Source organism: Paenibacillus terrigena DSM 21567 (genome assembly GCF_000374845.1).
Classification (GTDB): Bacteria; Bacillota; Bacilli; order Paenibacillales; family Paenibacillaceae; genus Paenibacillus_K; species Paenibacillus_K terrigena.
In genome coordinates this window covers 271,843-291,593 of the sequence record NZ_KB895414.1, presented here as the reverse complement: position 1 = coordinate 291,593, position 19,751 = coordinate 271,843, and the positions used below count along the sequence as shown (strand labels likewise).

General features: G+C 46.5%; 18 protein-coding genes and 4 pseudogenes. 12 read left to right on the top strand and 10 right to left on the bottom strand.

The window, feature by feature from the left end; genetic code table 11:
- The first annotated feature begins 9 nt into the window (after window positions 1-9).
- Entirely contained in the window at window positions 10-876 is an 867-nt protein-coding gene (locus tag C558_RS0109275; RefSeq protein WP_018755983.1) for a carbohydrate ABC transporter permease, read from the top strand.
- Window positions 877-906: 30 nt separating this feature from the next.
- Window positions 907-2,469: an extracellular solute-binding protein gene (locus C558_RS0109270; RefSeq protein ID WP_018755982.1), complete on the top strand. Its 1,563-nt coding sequence runs from the start codon at window positions 907-909 to the stop codon at window positions 2,467-2,469.
- A gap of 98 nt (window positions 2,470-2,567) precedes the next feature.
- On the opposite strand, the gene C558_RS0109265 is transcribed toward C558_RS0109270, so the two are convergent.
- Window positions 2,568-3,065 carry an HPP family protein gene (locus C558_RS0109265; protein ID WP_425413924.1) on the bottom strand — a complete coding sequence of 166 codons (498 nt, stop codon included), beginning with the start codon at window positions 3,063-3,065 and terminating at the stop codon, window positions 2,568-2,570.
- Here C558_RS0109265 and C558_RS30795 point away from each other — a divergent pair.
- From C558_RS30795 to C558_RS0109245, 4 genes and pseudogenes are all read left to right on the top strand, one after another.
- Window positions 2,995-3,608, top strand: a pseudogene (locus tag C558_RS30795) (LysE family translocator). The gene C558_RS0109265 and the pseudogene C558_RS30795 sit on opposite strands and share 71 nt — an antisense overlap.
- A gap of 80 nt (window positions 3,609-3,688) precedes the next feature.
- Entirely contained in the window at window positions 3,689-4,114 is a 426-nt protein-coding gene (locus C558_RS0109255; RefSeq protein WP_018755979.1) for a MarR family winged helix-turn-helix transcriptional regulator, read from the top strand.
- 115 nt (window positions 4,115-4,229) lie between these two features.
- Entirely contained in the window at window positions 4,230-5,591 is a 1,362-nt protein-coding gene (locus C558_RS0109250) for an MFS transporter (protein ID WP_018755978.1), read from the top strand.
- 51 nt (window positions 5,592-5,642) lie between these two features.
- Window positions 5,643-6,272, top strand: coding sequence for a hypothetical protein (locus tag C558_RS0109245; RefSeq protein WP_018755977.1), 630 nt, complete (start codon window positions 5,643-5,645; stop codon window positions 6,270-6,272).
- 70 nt (window positions 6,273-6,342) lie between these two features.
- Here the strand turns inward: C558_RS0109245 and C558_RS0109240 are convergent, their stop codons facing one another.
- From C558_RS0109240 to C558_RS33075, 4 genes and pseudogenes are all read right to left on the bottom strand, one after another.
- Complete coding sequence (locus C558_RS0109240) at window positions 6,343-7,011, bottom strand: response regulator (protein WP_018755976.1); 669 nt, start codon at window positions 7,009-7,011, stop codon at window positions 6,343-6,345.
- Between the two features lie 2 nt (window positions 7,012-7,013).
- On the bottom strand, window positions 7,014-8,090 hold the full coding sequence (locus C558_RS30790) for a sensor histidine kinase (protein ID WP_211220749.1): 1,077 nt from the start codon (window positions 8,088-8,090) through the stop codon (window positions 7,014-7,016).
- 196 nt (window positions 8,091-8,286) lie between these two features.
- Complete coding sequence (locus C558_RS0109230) at window positions 8,287-8,748, bottom strand: CcdC protein domain-containing protein (RefSeq protein ID WP_018755974.1); 462 nt, start codon at window positions 8,746-8,748, stop codon at window positions 8,287-8,289.
- Between the two features lie 86 nt (window positions 8,749-8,834).
- Window positions 8,835-9,005 (bottom strand): annotated as a pseudogene (locus C558_RS33075) (hypothetical protein); the annotation flags it as partial.
- A gap of 146 nt (window positions 9,006-9,151) precedes the next feature.
- On the opposite strand from C558_RS33075, the gene C558_RS0109225 reads away from it, so the two are divergent.
- Together C558_RS0109225 and C558_RS0109220 are read left to right on the top strand one after the other, a co-directional pair.
- Complete coding sequence (locus C558_RS0109225) at window positions 9,152-9,397, top strand: hypothetical protein (RefSeq protein WP_018755973.1); 246 nt, start codon at window positions 9,152-9,154, stop codon at window positions 9,395-9,397.
- A gap of 158 nt (window positions 9,398-9,555) precedes the next feature.
- On the top strand, window positions 9,556-10,392 hold the full coding sequence (locus C558_RS0109220; RefSeq protein ID WP_018755972.1) for a YitT family protein: 837 nt from the start codon (window positions 9,556-9,558) through the stop codon (window positions 10,390-10,392).
- A gap of 72 nt (window positions 10,393-10,464) precedes the next feature.
- On the opposite strand, the pseudogene C558_RS30785 reads toward C558_RS0109220, so the two are convergent.
- The 4 genes and pseudogenes from C558_RS30785 to C558_RS0109205 form a co-directional block, all read right to left on the bottom strand.
- Window positions 10,465-11,248 (bottom strand): annotated as a pseudogene (locus C558_RS30785) (LysR family transcriptional regulator); the annotation flags it as partial.
- A gap of 13 nt (window positions 11,249-11,261) precedes the next feature.
- Window positions 11,262-11,369, bottom strand: a pseudogene (locus tag C558_RS34460) (transposase); the annotation flags it as partial.
- Between the two features lie 341 nt (window positions 11,370-11,710).
- Window positions 11,711-14,710: a YhgE/Pip domain-containing protein gene (locus C558_RS0109210; protein WP_018755971.1), complete on the bottom strand. Its 3,000-nt coding sequence runs from the start codon at window positions 14,708-14,710 to the stop codon at window positions 11,711-11,713.
- A 39-nt stretch (window positions 14,711-14,749) separates the two neighbouring features.
- Window positions 14,750-15,343: a TetR/AcrR family transcriptional regulator gene (locus C558_RS0109205; protein ID WP_018755970.1), complete on the bottom strand. Its 594-nt coding sequence runs from the start codon at window positions 15,341-15,343 to the stop codon at window positions 14,750-14,752.
- Window positions 15,344-15,454: 111 nt separating this feature from the next.
- Here C558_RS0109205 and C558_RS0109200 point away from each other — a divergent pair, with 111 nt between their 5' ends.
- Window positions 15,455-15,817, top strand: a complete 363-nt coding sequence (locus tag C558_RS0109200; protein ID WP_156826050.1) for a hypothetical protein — start codon at window positions 15,455-15,457, stop codon at window positions 15,815-15,817.
- Here the strand turns inward: C558_RS0109200 and C558_RS0109195 are convergent.
- Window positions 15,807-16,373, bottom strand: coding sequence for a TetR/AcrR family transcriptional regulator (locus C558_RS0109195; protein ID WP_018755969.1), 567 nt, complete (start codon window positions 16,371-16,373; stop codon window positions 15,807-15,809). The genes C558_RS0109200 and C558_RS0109195 overlap by 11 nt on opposite strands.
- A gap of 156 nt (window positions 16,374-16,529) precedes the next feature.
- Here C558_RS0109195 and lpdA point away from each other — a divergent pair, with 156 nt between their 5' ends.
- Genes lpdA through C558_RS0109180 form a run of 3 tightly spaced genes read left to right on the top strand, consistent with a single transcriptional unit; the run spans window position 16,530 to window position 19,718 of the window.
- Entirely contained in the window at window positions 16,530-17,933 is a 1,404-nt protein-coding gene (gene lpdA / locus C558_RS0109190; protein ID WP_018755968.1) for a dihydrolipoyl dehydrogenase, read from the top strand.
- Complete coding sequence (locus tag C558_RS0109185; protein WP_018755967.1) at window positions 17,930-18,562, top strand: biotin/lipoyl-containing protein; 633 nt, start codon at window positions 17,930-17,932, stop codon at window positions 18,560-18,562. Before lpdA ends, C558_RS0109185 begins: the two co-directional genes overlap by 4 nt.
- Window positions 18,546-19,718, top strand: a complete 1,173-nt coding sequence (locus C558_RS0109180; protein ID WP_018755966.1) for an ABC transporter permease — start codon at window positions 18,546-18,548, stop codon at window positions 19,716-19,718. Before C558_RS0109185 ends, C558_RS0109180 begins: the two co-directional genes overlap by 17 nt.
- The last annotated feature ends 33 nt before the right edge of the window (window positions 19,719-19,751 follow it).

Below are 19,751 nucleotides of genomic sequence, written 5' to 3'. Positions count from 1 at the left end.
GTGATCGAAATGAGAGAACGTTTTTTCCTTGGTTTTGTGTACGTGCTTTTGACCTTCTTTGCACTAATTTGCTTCATCCCATTTTGGATTGTACTGATTAACTCGTTTGCCAATGAAACAGTTATTCAAACCTCTGGATATCAGTTGTTTCCGACGTCATTCAGCTTGGATGCATACGCCATGCTCTTGTCGGGAAATCAAGTATTCCGAAGCTATGGCGTCACGTTGTTCGTTACGACGACAGGAACGGTGCTAGGTGTTCTTCTTACGGCGTCCTTCGCCTATGTTCTCAGCCATCCGAAAGTGAAGTATCGACATGTTCTTTCCTTCTTGACCTTCTTTACGATGCTGTTCGGTGCAGGGCTTGTTGGATTTTATATGCTGATTGCGAACTGGCTCGGGCTCAAGGACTCCTTATGGGCGCTTATCCTCCCGTACTTGCTGAATCCTTTCTACGCGTTCATCCTTGTATCCTATTACCGCTCCTTGCCCTATGAATTGAACGAAGCAGCTACCGTGGATGGGGCGAATGACATTCATATCTTCTTCCGTGTCATATGGCCGATATCGTTGCCTGCTATTGCTACGGTTGCCCTGTTCTATGCGCTGCAATATTGGAATGATTGGTACTTATCGCTGCTGTTTATCGATAATTACAAGCTGCACCCCTTGCAAATGATGATCAGGCAGCTGATGTCCAACTTGAATGCCATGTCATACGTGGGTGGAAGCCAAACGGACTATAACATTATGATTCCGACCTATGGCATGCAGCTTGCCATTGTGTGTATTACGATTGGGCCGATTGTATTCGTGTATCCTTTCGTGCAGAAGTATTTTATTAAGGGCATGACGCTCGGTTCAGTTAAGGGATAACGTTAGATTAAATATGAGGAGGAACGAAAAATGCGAATGAAACGTTGGATTTCATTTTCGCTTGTATTGTTGTTGATCCTATCTATAGCGGTAGGCTGCTCGAAAACATCGGATGAGAAGACAGCGCCAGCAACAGCATCAGAATCGCCAAAAGGAGACCAGGCAGCAGGCACCAAATTGGAACCGGTTACACTAAAAATAATGATTCCGGGGGATCGTCCGCCAGATATGGATCTAGTCATCGCAGAAGCGGAGCGGCGGATGAAGGACACGATCAATGTCAAATTAGACATCGTGTTCGTGCCATGGGCAGACTTGAGTCAGAAGACACAAGTGACGCTTGCTTCGGGGGAAAATATCGATCTGATCTTCGATGCGCCGTGGCTTCATATTAATCAAATGATTGCAGACGGCTTCTATGAGCCTTTGGACGACTTGCTTGCACAATACGGCAAAAATGTTCTGGAGAAGCGCCCGCAGCAAATGTGGGATGCGAATAAGTATAACGGTAAAATTATGGCGGTGCCGCTCGGGCTCGTCTATGGGACGGGCAACTCCTATGTTGTGCGCAAAGACCTTCGGGAGAAGCTAGGTATTCCACCGATCAAGACCAATAAGGAATTAATTGATTTTGCCTACAAGGTTAAAGAACAAGTACCGGGCATTGCTCCGTTCATGGCAGCGGGGACTTCCGGGCAGCAGACGTATTCCATTGTGGGTCAGCGCAGCCAGTTTGATTATGATACGCATGTGCGTTTTACGCATGCGCTTGGAAGCAGTCTGATGCTGTACTACAAAAATAACGATGGCAAGGTATACAATCTGCTTGAGGATAGAGAGCCGGTGATGTCGTGGTTGAAGGATGCTAGACAGATGTATAAGGATGGGCTTGTCTATAAGGATATCTTAACAGCGAAGGACTTCTTCCAGCCTTTCTTAAGCGGCAAAGTAGCCGTCGTTACGAAAGGATCGTTCGGTACAGGACTCTCCTTCGATCAACAGTTCAAGAGCAATGTGCCAGGCGGCGATCTGGAAACCGTTACATTCTTCGATGGAACGAAAGGGGCTAACATATCGAACTTCAAGCAGTGGAATTTCCTTGCGGTTCCGAAGGTAAGTAAAAATAAGGAACGTGCAGTGATGTTCATGGACTGGGCTAATGTGAAGGAGAACTACGACCTGTTGTCCTACGGCATACCAGGGAAGCATTGGGAGCCGGTTGGCGACATGGAATATAAACAGCTTGATACGAAGGGATATTCGGCATTTGGCTATGTGTGGGTATGGAATCCAATTGATGAACGCTCAGATGCTAATCGCGACAAGAAATATGATGAATTTGACGCTGTGCTGCGTGATGCGGATAATTTCACGAAGGATGTTCTGACCGGATTTGAATTTGATTCGTCTGCTGTACAGAATGATTTTAGCCAATACAACACGGTCGAGGCGAAGTATTATCCTGCACTGTTCAATGGTGTCCTGGATCCAGAGGAGACACTGAAGAAATTCGAAGCGGAAGCGGGACCTTCACTGAAGCGAATTCAGCAGGAATTGCAGCGGCAAATTGATGCCTTTATGGCCAAAAAGTAGGCGCTGTTGGTTCATGAAATGCGTCAGTGTGATACAAGACTAAGCAGGGACTGCTTCCCGAAATTCGATCGGGGGCAGTCCCTGTATCTTTGATCCATCTATACCCAAAATTTCGGATACCGACGTTGATCGTCAAGATTATTAACCACCAGTGCGATAAGAACAATGACTACAGACCCGATGAGAACGGGATTGATCAAGAACGTCCATGGATTGCCTGCCATAATGACAACAATAGGATTGGCCCCTGCGGGCGGGTGGGTTGTTCGTGTGAAGTGCATCAAAGCAATGGCTAGCCCTACGCCGAGTGCTATCACCCAAAATGCGTTGCCGAAGAGATGAAAGAGCAGCAAACCAACCGCAGTGGATACCATATGTCCTCCAATAATATTTCGAGGTTGTGATAGCGGAGCGTCCCACACGCCGAAGGCTAAGACACAACTCGCTCCGAATGGCGCCATAAGCCATGTCGCAGATGTCTGGTTCGTTAAGAAAGCCAACATGCCGATGGCCATGAATCCACCCATGAAACCGATTAGCGCCGTTTTAGAAGAAATTTTCAGGGGACTTTTCCCGGAACCCGACATTTTGTTTATTTTGGCTCAAAGTATCGAAGGGCAAAAAAGCAGGGATATCCACGTCACTTGGACTTTGCACAGGTCTTATCGTTCATATTACGGCGTCAACCGTTGGCATCACGGCGATCATTTACCAATCCGCTATTGCATTTGCCGTGGTGAAATACGCAGGAGCAGCTTACTTGTTGTATTTAGCTTACAAATCATTCCGAGATAATACTTCGGCGCTAACGATCAAGGAGGGAAGCTCATTAAGTTATTCCTCTTTGTATAGAAAAGGCGTCATCATGAATATTTTGAACCCGAAGGTCTCGTTATTTTTTTTTGCCTTTTTCCCTCAGTTCATCAATAGCGCTGCGGGCCATGTTACGGAACAAATGCTGGTGTATGGCTTCATATTCTTGTTTCAGACTCTCATTATTTTCAGCTTGATCAGCGTGTTTGCGGGGAAACTCGGTCACTTCATTCGCAGAAGTTCCGTCCATCGCTAGAAGAATAAATCTGATTCAAGGGTCCCTATTCGCTCTGATTGGATTTAAAATAGCCTTTAGCCAAAAGTGATGGGTATTGATATTTAGGAATGATGAAAATATAATGGTCATAGCAACTATAATCATGTCATATGATAAGGAGACCTACGCTTGGAATTAGAAAAGTATATCGGCGTGATCGTACACCGGGCAGATTTGAAGCTGAACAATTATTATCAGAAAGTGGTTAACCCTTTTGATATTACGGTAGATCAGTGGGAGATATTGGTCATCCTGTGGGAAAAGGAAGGGATTACCCAAAAAGACATTGCGGAACGGCTGTATAAAGACCAGACGAATATTGCCCGCATGCTGTTCAAGTTGGAGAAAAAAGGCTTTGTTCATCGGGTCACCCATGAGACAGACCGAAGATCCCTACGTGTCTATTTGACGGCCAAAGGCAGAGAGATCAAAGAGGAAATTCTTGCGCCGTCGATCGAGGCTTATCAGAAAACGATTGAGGGTTTATCAGAGCAAGAGGTGGAGACCTTTCGAAGAATCTTAGCGGTGATGCACAACAACGTGAAAGACCTGTAATCCGATTCAGGTCTTATCACTTTTATATATTTTTTTAGCCATATAGATGACATGACAACTATGATCAAGACTATTAAATAATGGGGGTGCGAGTGTGGAACAAGGAGTAAGTAAAATGGGAATATTTGATGTAAGTTATAGAGCTCTAACCATTGGCATCATTTTAGCTGTAACGACTGTAGCTTTTGAAGGTTTGGCGATTACGACGATTGCGCCAAGTATTGCGCAGCAGTTAAACGGTATTTCTCTCTACGGTTGGATTTTCAGCGCATTTCTGCTGTCACAAATTTTAGGGACAATGATCATTGGCCAGCAAATCGGTAAAATCGGTGTGTATCGTTCTTTTGCCTTATCTATCGTTATTTTTGTAGTGGGGATTATCATTGCAGCTGCTTCCATGAATATGTCCATGATGATTGGGGGGAGAGTGTTCCAAGGCTTTGGCGCCGGAGCAATAGTAACTTGTGTTTACTACAGTATTACACTTAGCTATCCGGATGCGCTTCGAACGAAAATATTAGCTGCTTTCTCCAGCGCCTATATTTTGCCTGCACTAATCGGGCCATATATTGCCGGGCTGCTGGCTGCCTATGTATCGTGGAGATTTGTGTTCTGGCTTGTCATACCATTGATCGCTTTAGCTGTTTTGCTGACGCTTCCTTCATTTAGCAAGCTGCATGCGGGCAACCACTCGATTCACAAAAAGAGCCATAAAGAAGGTTACGCCATCTTACTAACCATAGGTACAGGTTTACTGCTGACCGGACTTGGATTCATAATCGATTGGAAAGGTATTGCACTTTCGTTCATTGGCCTGATCATGATGGTTAGACCACTGCAGAAGTTGCTCCCCGAAGGCACATTTACGGTCAAAAGAGGGCTCCCGGCAACTATTGTATCTAGGGGACTATATGTTGCGTGTTATGTTGCAACAGAGAGTTTTGTGGTATTGGCTTTAATCAAGGTGAAGGGCTTGTCGGCAGATCTTGCCGGGTTGATTGTTGCGGCGGGTGCGTTGAGTTGGTCGATGGCAGCTTGGTTGCAGTCCAAATGGGATGATAAGGATCACGGCCGCGGCAGAAAGAAACGGGTCATTTCCGGTATCGGAATTATGATCATTGGCGTCTCAATGGTTATCATTGTCGTCGGATTCGAGCGTGGCGGGATTGTCTTTGCCATAATCTCGCAGATCTGTACCGGCTTCGGTATCGGCTTGGCAAACCCGACGACGGGGGCAATTGCACTGCATCATGCTAAGTCAGGAGAAGAAGGTGAGATTTCCTCTTTTCTGCAATTTGTCGACGCCTTCTGTCCAGGCGTGAGCATGGGGATCGGCGGGGCTATGATCGCGCTGAGTGAACATTTTAGCGGTGGTATCTTTATGGGGGTCCTGTTGGCCTTATGTACTCAGCTGCTATTCGTTATATTGAGTTTCTTCATATCTTTTCGAATTGTGAAGGGTCGGAATGATGTATAGGACTAGACGCTCGAAGTTATCGAATGATATGATGGATAATGGGTGAATAAGATGACAAATGAAACCAAAAACAATGAAACAACGAACAACAGCAATGAAGATACTGCTTCGGCAGAGAAATTTACGGAATTGGTCAATGCTGTTCATCATAATGGCCTTGTTGCTTTACGAAGATACTACAATGATGTCCAAGGACAGGTGTTGAACCACGAAGTTTACGGCCCTATCTTTATTTATCAAGTCAAGGACGAATCGAACGACGGGTATGTATGCGGATTTTTCCTTCGTGAGCTCATCGAGAAGTTCCAATCGAGCGACAAGCCGGAACAATGGATGGCTTCCTTCTTCGTGGAGCTGATGAAGACTAAGGGTGGGAAATTGCTGCCTAAATCTCCAGAGAATGAGGACGAAGCGAAGGCGCTCATTGATCAAGTGCTCATTCCGCAATGTCTTGCAGCAGTTCAAGAAGAGTTCCCTGAGCATGTTCATGCAGGGCTGGATTGGAATGAAGAACATGGTCCGGTGTTCGAAGCTGGATTCCCATCGATCATTGAGGGAAACAACACCTGTGCCTTCCCGATCCATTTCTTGATGATGCAGCTGCTATTGAATCGGGATCCTGCGGATTTGATTCTCGAAGGGTTATACAAAATTCAAGAAGACCATGGGTTAGAGGCTTGATCCGAACGGCAGAAATGCCGTTTTTTTTTATTTATTGAACAAAAACAGCCTTGCTTAACAAGGCTGTTCATCATTGAACGATTCGATTGCGAATCGCATACACCACGGCTTGGGTACGATCCTGGACACCGAATTTCTGTAAAATGCGATGAACGTGGGTTTTTACCGTACTTTCACTGATATGAAGCTGGCTTGCGATTTCTTCGTTACGTAATCCGTACGCCATATGCTGAAGCACCTCAAGCTCTCGCTCGGTGAAGGAATCCAACATATGAATATGGTTAGAAGACGGATTGGTCGGCGCCTCAATTGCACCATTTAGAGCTTGAGCGATGACTTTAGCTGCGATCGACGTTCGGAAGATGGCCTCCCCTCGGTGTGCGGCCCGAATCGCATCAATGAGCTCGTCAGGAGCAGCGTCTTTCAGCAAATAACCGACAGCCCCCGCACGAATACCGCCATATACATATTCCTCCGTATCAAACGTGGTCAGAATCACGATCTTGCTGCCTGGCAGCAGGGACAAAATTTCGCGCGTAGCATCAATCCCATTGTATTCTGGCATCTGTACGTCCATCAGCAGAACCTGAGGACGAGTGCACGTAGCCAGATCAACAGCTTCTCGTCCATTTGCAGCCTCACCTACCACTTCCATGTCCTCTTGTGCATTAATGATATAACTCAGACCATGCCGAACGAACGGCTGATCATCGATAATGGCGACCTGAATCGGTTGCATTGTCATTCTCCTTCCATCGAATGGTTATCCACCGGCACTGTTACGATAATGATGAGACCATGTGGTTGATTTGTCCGAATCCGAAAGGAACCACCTGCACGTACACATCTCGCTTGCATGCTCGATATGCCGAAGCCGGGGGAAGGTGAGGTATCAATGGTCCATATTCCATTGTCTTTTATGGTCATTGTAATCTCCTGGATATGCTCACGGATTGATACTTCGACTTGTGTCGCATGCGCATGCCGAATGACATTGGTTAACGCTTCTTGAAGCACACGGTACAGGAGTTCAGATAGCTCAGGCTTCCATGGCGTTATGGTCCCGGATACATCGAAATGGGCCGTCAACCCGCTCTGTTCCTGCACGGAACTGATAAGACTCTTCAGCGCGAGCAATCCGAGTCCGTCATCGTCTATCGCCATCTGATGAACTACGGTGCGTACTTCCGTAAGGCAGCTGCGGGTGACATCGAGCACGTTGGCCAGGGTTGTATCGGCTTCAGCCGTGTTCGCTTTGATCATATAGGGCAGTGCTTGAAGTTGGACGATGACTGAGGTGAGCCCGTGGCCGATGCTGTCGTGAATATCCCGCGCAATGCGCGTACGTTCCTCGAGGACGGCATATCGCAATGATCGGACAGCAGCTTCTTCTAATTCCAAATGTGATTGTTGGAGCGCGCGATGTGTCTTCTCTAATTGCGTATGCATCTCACGCAGCTCCTGATAATGTTGTTGTTTAATCTCGTTGGCTTCTCGCCTCATTCTGGCTCCCCAGGAAAATCCGTACGTTCCTGCATGAATAATCGAGTACATCAGAATTTCATGAACGTCGGCACGCTGCGTAAAGAACCAAATAGACGCATCCAATACGATGATGGTACCGGTTAGCATCACAGAGAGGTTGCCCGGTAATCGAAGAGCGATATAGGCTACAATGCAGAAGATGAGTACAACCGAAGAATTATAGGTATCGAAACCTATCCATGACAATGCCATCAACAACCAAATGAACATGACGGCTGATGCGCGATTTCGGTTACGTTTAAGCCATTCGTCGGTTGTCCAAATGAGAACCAAATAAGCAAGGAAACATAAGATTTCGAGTAATGCACTTGTAAGGGAGTTTAGATTGATCGTTTGTACTAGTAAAACAATTAAAATCGAGCTTAACGTGATGGTTCTCGAACGCGATGATATGGTTTGAATGAGTTGTGACCATGGCTTGGAAGGCATCTGTCTTCAATCACACTTTCCGCCCGTAAGGATAAGGCATTTAGTATCTACGCTGCCCCTGTAATCGTTGATATTTCATATAGATGACATACCGGCGAGCGCAGATGCTCCCGAGTGGTATGAATAGGAGCGCATTACTTAATGATACCAGAGCATGCTCTTTTCCCCAATATCCTACCAGCAGACGAAGAAGCATGACAGCCATGAAAATGATAATGCCGCCGATGGAGCTCTGGGATGTTACTTTACCAGTGGAAGGATTCAACCGAACCTTATCCATCGATCCACGCCATAGGCCTATACCAAGTCCAACGACTAAACATACCAAATAGAGCAGGAAGCTTAGTACAGTCAGGTTCAAGGAGTGGGAAATACTCGAATAAGCTAGCCAGACAAATAGCGCCGGCGTGATCCACATGCGGGAGGGCTGAATTTCTTTCTCTCTACCCATGCGAAGAAGGATGATAACCAGGACAATTAAATAAATCGATAGTGTGCTCAATACGGTTCCTCTTTTCTCTTTCTATTTCGTTAGTGCCAGTATAAATCAAGGACGAAAGGAAAAAGTCCACCTCTAGATTGATTTTATTAGGAAGTGCTCATGCTCTTTGGGTCAGGAGTTAATAGTTGTTTCGCATAAGCCGGGTCACGAAGGAGAGGACGGCCAATGGCGATACTATCGGCTAGCTGATCCTCCAGGATTCGGTCGGCAAGACTGCGAGTATGCAGGTTTCCGACTGCGATGACTGGCAAATGGAGATGCTGCTTGAAGCCAGTCTCTCTTCTATTGAAGAGGCGATTGGCTTAAGTATTTTATAGGGTATGAGTTATATCACTGTAAGCGTTACCATTAGCTGTTAAAATGAAGGTGTCTAAGGCATTCTACTCAGAGAGGGGAATTCCAAATGAATCATGATCAAATTCTAGAAGTGTTACACACGCTGCCTTGTCAGCAAGACCGGGATCATGGGGTACTCATTTGTTTTCCAGAAATTTATGAATCTTTATCGCACCACGATTTGGGACGGAAGTACGATATTAAGATCAAGCTGTATGAATTAGAACAAACAGGCACGATTAAGGTCATTCATTTTAACGAGCCAGGATTTAGAGATGTTGTTGCAGGGATACAATTAACGAATATTCATTAATTGTATGGATTTTGGATAATCGATTATAGGGTCACATCCATGGATGTGGCTCTTTTTGTATGACAGGATTGTTGTTGGCTAAAATTGTTGTTTTAAGCTATAATATTCGGATTGTGGACAGGCGTTGTTATTTTTAGACATCATATGAGGTGAAATCGGTGAAAAAAAGGTTAGCAGACATTCTATTTATTATGCTCGGTGCTTTTATTTTTGCATTAGCGGTGAATCTGTTCGTCATTCCTAATGAGCTCGGTGAAGGGGGCGTCACAGGGATTACGATCATCCTCTACTATCTTTTCCAGTGGTCGCCTGGACTCGTTAATCTAATATTCAATGCTATATTGCTGGTGGTGGGTTATAAGTTTCTGGACAAGACGACCACTTATTATACAATTATCGCTGTCCTCTGTAATTCCTTATTCCTTCATTTAACGGAGAGCTGGAGTATTGCTTCGAATGAACTGATGATCAATGCGATTTTCGGCGGGGTCTTTGCTGGCGTTGGGATCGGCTTAATCGTTCGCGTTGGAGGAACCACGGCAGGGACGGTGATCCTCGCAAGAATTGCGAATAAGTATTTGGACTGGAGTGTTAGCTACGCGTTATTATTCTTCGATTTGATTGTGGCTTTTTCTTCTTATTTCATTATTGGCGCCGAGAAGCTTATGTTTACGATCGTGCTGCTCTTCGTAGGGACGAAGGTCATGGAGTTTATTATCGAAGGGCTTAATCCGAAGAAAGCAGTCACCATCATTTCCAATGAGCAGGATAAAATTGCTGAGCAAGTGAATGTCGTGATGGATCGAGGCGTTACGGTACTATCTGGACATGGTTATTATACGAAAACACCGAAAGAAATCCTCTATATCGTCATTAGTAAGCAGGAAGTTTCTACACTTAAGAAAATCGTTAGAGCGACGGATAAAGATGCATTTATTACCATTCATGACGTTCGTGATGTGTTTGGCGAAGGATTCTTAGATATATCGAAATAATTCATGTTATAACCCCATGAGCTGCGGCTGGTGGGGTTTTTTGTGGTTTCGCTCAGCAGCGTTTTTTTGCGTTTACGATGATGGAATGGGATTCTGACGAATTCTCTGAATCAGGTTTGTTGCTGCAGCAGATAGCGGCTCATTCTTACGCGTGCAAATGGCAATCGTATTCTGCAAATGGATGGCCTCTACATACACACGGCACAGCTCGCCACGCTCGACATATTCACGGACGACGATCGACGACACGAAGTTCGCGCCGTATCCGGCAATGACGGCGGTAATCGCTTCGTGCAATCCATTAAATTGCAGGGGAATCTGCGGGGCTGTAGTGTTATAAGTGCGGCAGAGCGCCAGTAATCTCTCGCGTGTCGAGCTTCCTTCTTCCCGCATGACGAACGGTTCCTTCATCATCTCCTCAAGCGACACGCGCTGGTTGGCGTAGCGATGGTGGGGGGCTACAACGAACCATAATTCATCTTGAAATAACTCCTCGGTCTGAATGGTATCAGGATAAGCTTCTGGCAGCCCGCCATAAATAGCAATATCCACCTCGACGTTCAGTAGCTGCTTCTGTTGAATTGGTCGTAATAATGGTCATTTCGACATGCTCGTAGCTTTGTTTGAATTTTGCAATCCAAGTTGGAATGAGGAAATGGGCAGGCAAATATGTAGCCGCTAATCGAATATGACCCGTGGTGCCGTGCAAGTAGTCTTGCGTAAACTGCCCGATTTGCTCTTCGACAGCAAACAGTCTTTTGGCGAGGAGTGCCATTTGTTCTCCAGCTTCCGTCAGTGCCATCCCTCGTTCGAGTTTTTTCACTTGGGCTGTAATCGAGGGTTGACTGATCCGAAGAGACGTGACCTGCCTTCCAAAGCCAGGTCGCCATTTTTTTGAGGTTCATTGCAGCAAAAACTAGCATCGCCTGGATAGACACTTTGCCAATTCCTCTCAAAGTCGTCCATCTCAAGGCATGACAGGGCGAATCTTCTCATCCAATATGCTTATATGTATGGTGTTTTGTAGCCTGCGTCAACTGCTATGGCGGTTGGCTTCCCAACACATTCCTTGTAGCCAATGAACCAGCGGTAGGCGACATTGGTTATTATTGTATCATATTAACGCGGTGATTTGATAAACCGAGGAGACATAAAAAAGACTATCGACGGTACTTTGTCGACAGTCTGAATCGCTGCCTGATAATCCAGGCAGCGATTTTTTATATAACCATATGATGATTGCATAATACGCTATTATTATCTTAATAAAACCTCTTGCTGTTCCTCTACAAGTCTATTCGCCTGCAAATCTACAAACCTACAACAGCTTACTTTGCTTCGCTTTCTTCAAGAACTTATCGCTGTTCTTATTAATTGTCTTCTTCAAGCCTATACCAAGTACAAAGGCAATTCCGATATAGATCAACAGGATAAGTACATGCTTCGTCACAACATCCCATAGTATTCCCCCCACTGCCTCACGCATAATGCCTATCGCATGTGTGAACGGCAGGAACGGGTTCAGCTGCTGGAAGAACTTCGGCGTCATTTGAATCGGGAATGTACCACCAGAGGCCGCCAATTGGAACACAAGCAATACAATGGACAACGCCTTACCTACATTACCGAATACCGATACCAACGTATAGACGATGCTGACGAATATGATACTGATGAAAATCCCGAACGCGAAGAACCAGAACTTGTGAACGACATATGTTTTGAGCAGGAACATGTCACCCAGTGTCACGATCATACTCTGACTTATACCGATCGTCACAAAGGTCAGCCAACGTCCGAAGTACACTTGGTAGCTCTTATAGTCATGCTTGTTCTCGATGTCTACAATCAGCATGGAGATGAGCAGCAAGCCGCCGACCCACAATGCCAATGTCGTGAAGAACGGTGACATCGCTGAACCGTAGTTCGGTACAGGGAACAGTTCATGCTGATTAAGCAATACCGGCTCCGCGAAGAACTGGCTTTCCTTAGCCGCATCCTTACGAAGCAAATCAATGACTTGATCCAGATTACCTTTCGCTTCCAATTCGCGGATTTTGGATGCAATGTCTTTCACTTTCTTTTTGATTTCTGGGAACTTATCACTGAATTCATCCAGTCCCACGTCCCCAGTGTGAATCTTGCCCTTCACATCAGCCAGTGAAGCCTCGACTTCTGGAATCATCGAGAATACTTCTTTTTTCACATTCTTGATGAAGTCCAAGCCTTTGCGGGAATCTCTGACACCCTTGTCGAAGGCAGGGACAACATCCGAATCGATCTTCCCGATTACTCTATCGATTGACGCGCTCGTATCCTTCGTGGAATCATATATCTTTTGCAGCGCATCCTTCGTCGGTTGATTCGCCTTGCCGGCCGCTTCACTTGCACGCTTCAGCATATCCGACAAATCGGCCAGTTTCCCTTTTACCTTATACATACTATCGACAATGTCTGTAATAGCACCATCATCTACCGTTTGCTTCATTTTCTCAGTGGAGGTGATAAGCTTATCCGCTAGATTCTGACCGTTACTGATGTGCTTCTGTGCATTATTGATTTGATCAATTACCTTGTTCGCCGTATTCCGGTTCATGATCTTATCTGTCATTACGATGACATTGTTAGTGCTTGCCTGCATCTTATCGATCATCTTCAAAGCATCACGATTCAATGCCTCCATATCCCCGCGGATCGTATGGAATTTTGGTTTAATTCCATTATCATAATCGCTAATGAGCTGAGCAACGACCTCACTTGCCCTTGCTGCCGCTTCTGCGCCAATCTGTTTGCCGCCAGCCAATCGCTCCTGCAGCAGTGTGAGCTTCGTCTCCATGCCCTTCAATTGAGTAATCAACAGATCAGTGTCTATACCTGTCACTTGGGCCAGCTTATTCAGCTGATCCTTATACTTCTCTAAGGAGCCTAATGTGAGCTTCAACTGATTCGTCATATCCTCGACAGCTGCATTCAGCTTTTCGGTTAGTGACGCATCTGTCTCACTACCCTGAATAAGCTTGTTGACGCGATCAACCTTTTCTTGCAGCTGACCGAGATGCTCTCGGTACGTCTTGCCTAATCGTTCTGCATCATCGAACGCCTTTGATACTGTCGGCGCAATCTGTGAATTCAAGCTTGTTCTGGCTTTATCCAGAATCGAGTTGACTTCGATTGCCTTATTGCGAATATCCCTCAGCTTATCATCCGCAATCGATTTTGCAGACTCAACTGTTTTTTGTGCTTCATCCAGACGCGTCTTCAGATCCTCCGCGCCCCGTTTCGCATCAGTCAAGGACGTGAGCACATTATCGAACAGACCATTATTTTTCAAATTCCGATCTACATCTTCAACTGTCGTAATGAGACGCTGTAAGGAATTCATCCCTGACTCCACTTCGACGCTCTTCTTGGCCAGCTCTGTCTCTACCTTGCCAAGATCGAAGTCAGAGTTCATGATATTCTCCACGACATTCGATGTATCCGTTACGGCACCCTGAAGCTTCCGCAGATTGTCTTTGACAACTGGTACTTCCTTATGGAAAGAATCACTGCCCTTATCGAGCAAATTCTCTGCATCTGTAATTACCGAATCCGGTCGGTTCTCGTAGCGCTTGATGACACGAATGGCAGACTCTGCCTTGCTAATGAAGTCCTTCGCCTTGATAATATCGACTTGGCCTGTCTTCATCAGCTTCTCGATCTCCGGCAGCTTCTCATCCAATTTGAAGATGTTATCTCTTAGCTTCTTAATGTCCGGCTCATTCGTTTCAAGCTGAAGGCCGACATCATTGAAAATATCGAATATCGCTTTGTTCGCCGTTTCTACGAAGTTGCTGCTAATGTTCGACACCAGCGTCGAGGCTCCTGCCCCAGCGACCTTCGGCGAGATCGCGTTAATCTTTTCATTGATATAATAATCAAGCTGTGCCTTCTCCGGATGATCAGAGATGACGGAAGAGATCTTCTCAGAGAAATCCTCTGGGATAATAATGGCTGCATAATAATCGCCATGATTAACCCCTTTGATTGCCTCATCCTTCGTAACAAATCTCCAACCTAACTTCTTATTTTCCTTTAACTGTTCGATAACCTTTGCCCCAACATCAAGATCCTTGCCTTCTACCTTGGTACCTTTATCCAAGTTCGCAACCGCAACCGATACATCCTTCGTATTGGAGTACGGATCCCATGATGGGAGAATGTTGAACCATGCATATAGGGAGGGCAGGATCACTACTGCTAAAATAACAATAATTGCAGCAGGATTTGTAATAATGTTGCGAAGATCCGTTTTATAAATGTGTAAGATGTTCTTCATCCCACTGCCACCACCGTTCTACTTATAATATGAAATGCGTTATCCAATTCTAGCAATCCCCTTCTGAGCTGCCCCATTCAGCAAATAGAATTCAAGCAAATGAGGAATTTGATCCTGATGGATAGCCTTCGCACGCTTCGGCCATTCCACTACAAGCGCTGCGTAGGTCTTAATAAATAGGAAAGCAGTCAGCTCGGCATCACAACTCTGCAGCTCGCCTGAATCAATAGCTAGTTCTACCTGCTCTTTCACAAAGTGCTGAAGCGCATCTTCCACCTTGCTCATCTCAGACATCACAATCTCGGTCCCCATCTCCCGCATCTCGTGTGAGAGAATAACCATCATCTCATGCTTGGATCGGAATTCCAACACATTGTGCAGAGTACGGTGCAAGTTCTCTGTGAAGGTTCTCCCTGCCTGAACGGATGACTGTGCAACCTCCAGTATGTCTTGAATGAATCTATCCATAATGGCTTCCAGCAGCTCTTCTTTCGTTGGGAAAAAACGATAAATCGTCCCCTTGCCCACATGAGCAAGTCTCGCAATCTGATCCATTGTGCTGCCCTTATAACCATATAATGAAAATGACTGTGTTGCTGCCTCTATAATCCTTGTTCTTCGATCTACGATCATACGGATTCCTCCTTTCTGCAAAGAGGCGATTACGAACAGGTTCTAGAACTACAGAACTAATTGTGAATTTCGGTCACTCAGACTTGCTATTATACTTCTAGTAAAATAAATTTGCAAGAAACGACAGGCGGTCACTTGATCGCGATGGGAGTTAGTGAGGAACGTGTTCCTATTAATACACGGGATGTGCTTGAGAAGGGGATCACGATCTGTGGCAGAAGCCGCAGCGCGGACCGGGATTTCAGAGAAGTGTTGAAGGTTATGAAGGTGCAGGATTGTCAGGCAACATTGAGGCGTCTGCTTTTCGGATACGTATACTTTGGTGAGCCAGGCAGACGACTTCGCTGGCGCAATGGAAGCTGCTCTGACTCGATCAAACTCCAACAACTTGTTGGAGTTTTTTCTTACCACAATAGAATTAATAAAGCCACATTTGGGTATTTGATCGATATCCAAGGATACTTCAAGTCTTAACGAGCTCTTTAGCATGCTGTCTACCCGCGGTGAGGAGACTGTCACTCAGCATGGCATCACTAACCGATCGGGCGAGTAACAGCGTTCCGACCATCGAGCTGAGCAGAGCACTGGCTGTAGATTTATCGACTTCCGCTACACTGGAGAGAAAATCAATCATGCGTTCTACCTCTTGGGTGAAGGTGTGCCGAACTTCTTCCGAAGCTCGAGAGATTTCACTGGAAAGGGCAGGGATAATGCATCCAATCTCCGTTCGATCACGGTGCTGTTGGCTCAAATAGTACTGAATGACCGCATGGATCTTGGGCCCATTCGTCCGTTCATTGGCGGCTTCTTGCAGCAGGGCAATCGTGTCGCTGATTGCATATCGGCAGGCTTCAGCGACCAGTTGCTCTTTATTCTCAAAATGGGAATAGAACCCGCCATGCGTAAGGCCAGCGCCTTTCATAATAGCTGGAACACTAATGTCGCGTATCCCGTGCGTACGAAAGGCTTGAGCAGCACTTTCAATGATTTTGCCTCGTACTTTGATCTTATGGCCTTCCGGATAAGGCACAGCAATCACTCCAATCATTCGTATTGCGCTTTAAAATATTATATTTATCATATTAAAGCATGTCAATTGGCGGGGGATGTTGACGATTCCAAAATATGATGATTATAATATATTATGATCATCATATTTTAAAGACGGGTTTAGGAGGAATGGAGTATGAGTCAGCTTGTATCAGTAGACACATTGGTTATTGGATCAGGGCCGGGAGGATATGTTGCGGCGCTGCGGTCCGCTCAACTTGGCATGAAGACAGCAGTTGTGGAACGAGAACAGATTGGCGGGGTCTGCACGCATGTGGGCTGTATTCCGTCCAAAGCATTAATTGCTGAATCGCATCGGCATCAACAATTACAACAGTGGAAGAATACGATTTCATCCACATCCTTCGAAGAGGCGCAAGCTTTCAAACAAATGATTGTAAATAAGCAGTCCGGCGGGGTGAAGTACTTGCTGCAGACTGCAGGGATCGCGATTATGCAGGGGGAAGCAAACTTACTGGATGCACATACCGCTCAAGTAGAGTCAGCGGGAACAGTACAACAGATATCGTTTAAGCATGCCATTCTGGCAACAGGTTCTCGTCCGATTGAGCTGCAAGCCCTGCCGTTCGGCGGGCGTATCCTATCCTCGACAGAAGCACTGTCGCTGTCACAGATTCCGAACAGCTTGATCATTGTCGGCGGTGGATATATCGGAATAGAGCTAGGACAAATGTATGCCAAATTTGGTACCAAAGTGACGATTCTAGAGGGCGGAGCGCGCGTGCTCCCAGGGTTTGAGACGGAACTGACGGCGCCTGTCATGAAGCAATTGAAAGCAGATGGCATCACGATTATCACCGAAGCTGCGGCGGTAGCGGCGGAGCAGGAGGAAGACGCGATTACCCTACACTATGTCACCAATCAAGAGCGGCATACGATTCGCGCGGATTATGCGTTAGTAACGGTCGGTCGGAAACCGAATACGGATGGGAGATTAGGTCTTGATCGTATCGGCTTGCCTGTCACGAATAGAGGTCTGATTGAAACGGATGAACAGTGCAGGACAGCGATTCCGCATATTTTTGCGATAGGGGATATCACGGCAGGGGCGGCACTAGCCCATAAAGCATCCTACGAAGCGAAGGTGGCCGCTGAAGCGATCGCTGGCGAGCCTTCTGTCGTGGATTACAAAGCCATTCCGCTTGTCGTATTCTCGGAACCGGAATTGGCTAGTGTTGGCTTGGGGGAGGCAGAAGCGAAGGAACGCGCCGTTCCTTTTGTCATCGGCAAATCTGCCTTCGGGATTAACGGTAGAGCATTGGCGCTGCAAGCAACGGAAGGGTTCGTCAAGATCATCGCAGATGCTTCGTCAGGAATTGTACGGGGGGCACAACTTGTAGGTGTTGAGGCATCATCCCTCGTATCGGAGCTTGCCTTAGCGATCGAGATGGGGGCAACGGTCGAAGATCTAGCGATGACGATTCATCCTCACCCTACATTGGGAGAAGTCATTATGGAGGCAGCAGAGAATGCCGTTCGGAAAATCCATGCTCGGAGAGAAAGCGAGGTAGCACAATGAAGCTCAAGTTCGGTGTGTATATAGGTCTAGCGGTCATTCTTATTGCAGGAGGATCACTGTTAGCTGCGAAAGGGAAAGATGCAGTGAGTCAAGCAGAGAATCGCAAGCAAGGCATCCTTGAGGCAGAGCAGAAGGCCGTTGTGTATGATAAAGGTCCAGGGACGATCATTCAGGCGACCAAAGGAATAGGCGAATCCGTTCAAAAAGGAGAACTGCTCTATAAAGTAAAGAGCGCTGAAGGAACTGAAGTGGATGTGCTCGCGCCGGAGTCGGGTCGGATGAGCAAAGTTGTTGTCAAGGAGGGGGATCCGATCCAACCCGGGATGCCTGTCGCGATCATACAGAAACCAGCTTATTACACCGATCTATACGTGCAAGAAGGTGAGATTCAGAAGTTAGCGGTCGACCAAGGGGTTCAAGTGCATTTTCCATATCTGGACCATCCGAATCAAGTCCATGGCGTTGTCGCTTCCGTCGCAGCTGCTCCGCAATTCGCCAACCTGCGTATGACGCGGGAGAGGGGGCAAGCCGATTTAAGTATGTTCCTTGTCCGAATTTCTGTCGATGCAAGTCCTGACCTGCTTCCGGGTATGACAGCGGAGGTGAACCTTGATGAACTCGCTGATTGACGAGTGGAAGTATGTGAAGGGCAGCAAATTTCTGAAGGGTATCTTTATCGGCCCGCTGGTTGCGGCTTTGTTTTTTGGATTGATGTTCTCTCATAACCAAATTAACAAATCTCCGGTGGTTGTGATTGACGAGGACCATAGTGCGTATTCACGGGAACTGATTACGAAACTGAATGCGTCCCAATATATGCAAGTCACGAATGTATTCGCGAGCCGGATGGCTCCCGAGGACTTGTTAGCCAATGAGCAAGCTGTCGCGGTCATCATGCTACCAAGCGGATTAGAGATGCGACGAGTGCAGGGGTTATCCTCGAACATTGGCATGCTCATGGATAACACGATGCCTTCAGGATTAACCGGGATCCGAACGGCAATTCAGGAGATCATTACCACGGAAAATATGACCCTCTCCATGACCAGGTTGGCACAGAGCGGGATGTCTGCTGATGCGTCGAAAGGGCTTATATCTCCATTGTCCCTTCAACAACGGATGCTGTTTAATCCGACCACGAGCTATGTCGGCTTCATGGTGCTAGGATTTGTTAACATCGTCGTGTTAATGATAACCACGACCGCGGCGGGATCGATTGCCCCGCGTCTAAGACAGGAGGGAAGGCTGTTTGTAAATGGGCCATCGCCTGCACAGTTATGGGCTCGCAGCATACCTTACGCTGTTCTTAGCGCGATCTCACTGCTTCTATGCTATGGATTGCTCAAGCAAGTAGGAAATATGCGGTTTGAAGCTGAGCCCTACCTTTTTGTGATCCCATTGCTCATTTATACATTTGCCTTGTCGCTCATGGGGATGTTGATTGGTTATTCTGCCCAAGATTCATCCAAGGTGAGTCTGCGAACGAGCTTTGTATTATATCCGTCGTTTCTTGCGACCGGAATACAGCTGACTCCGCTTGCATTTCCGTTATTTTTTCAAATTACGGCATGGCCGCTGCCCATGAACTGGCTGAATCGACTCCTACGCGGCATGGCACTTCGTAGTGGAGGGTTAACCACCTATGGCCTTGAGATCGGGGCACTGCTCATCATTATTGGCGTGGTGTCTTTGTTCATCGGATTGCTCGTGTATCGGGAGGCACGTCAAGCAAATTTATCACGGGAAAAGCATATAGAATCGGACGTTTTATCCGCTGTTATTTAAGTAGCAGCAATGCAACGCAACTCACTTCAGGTT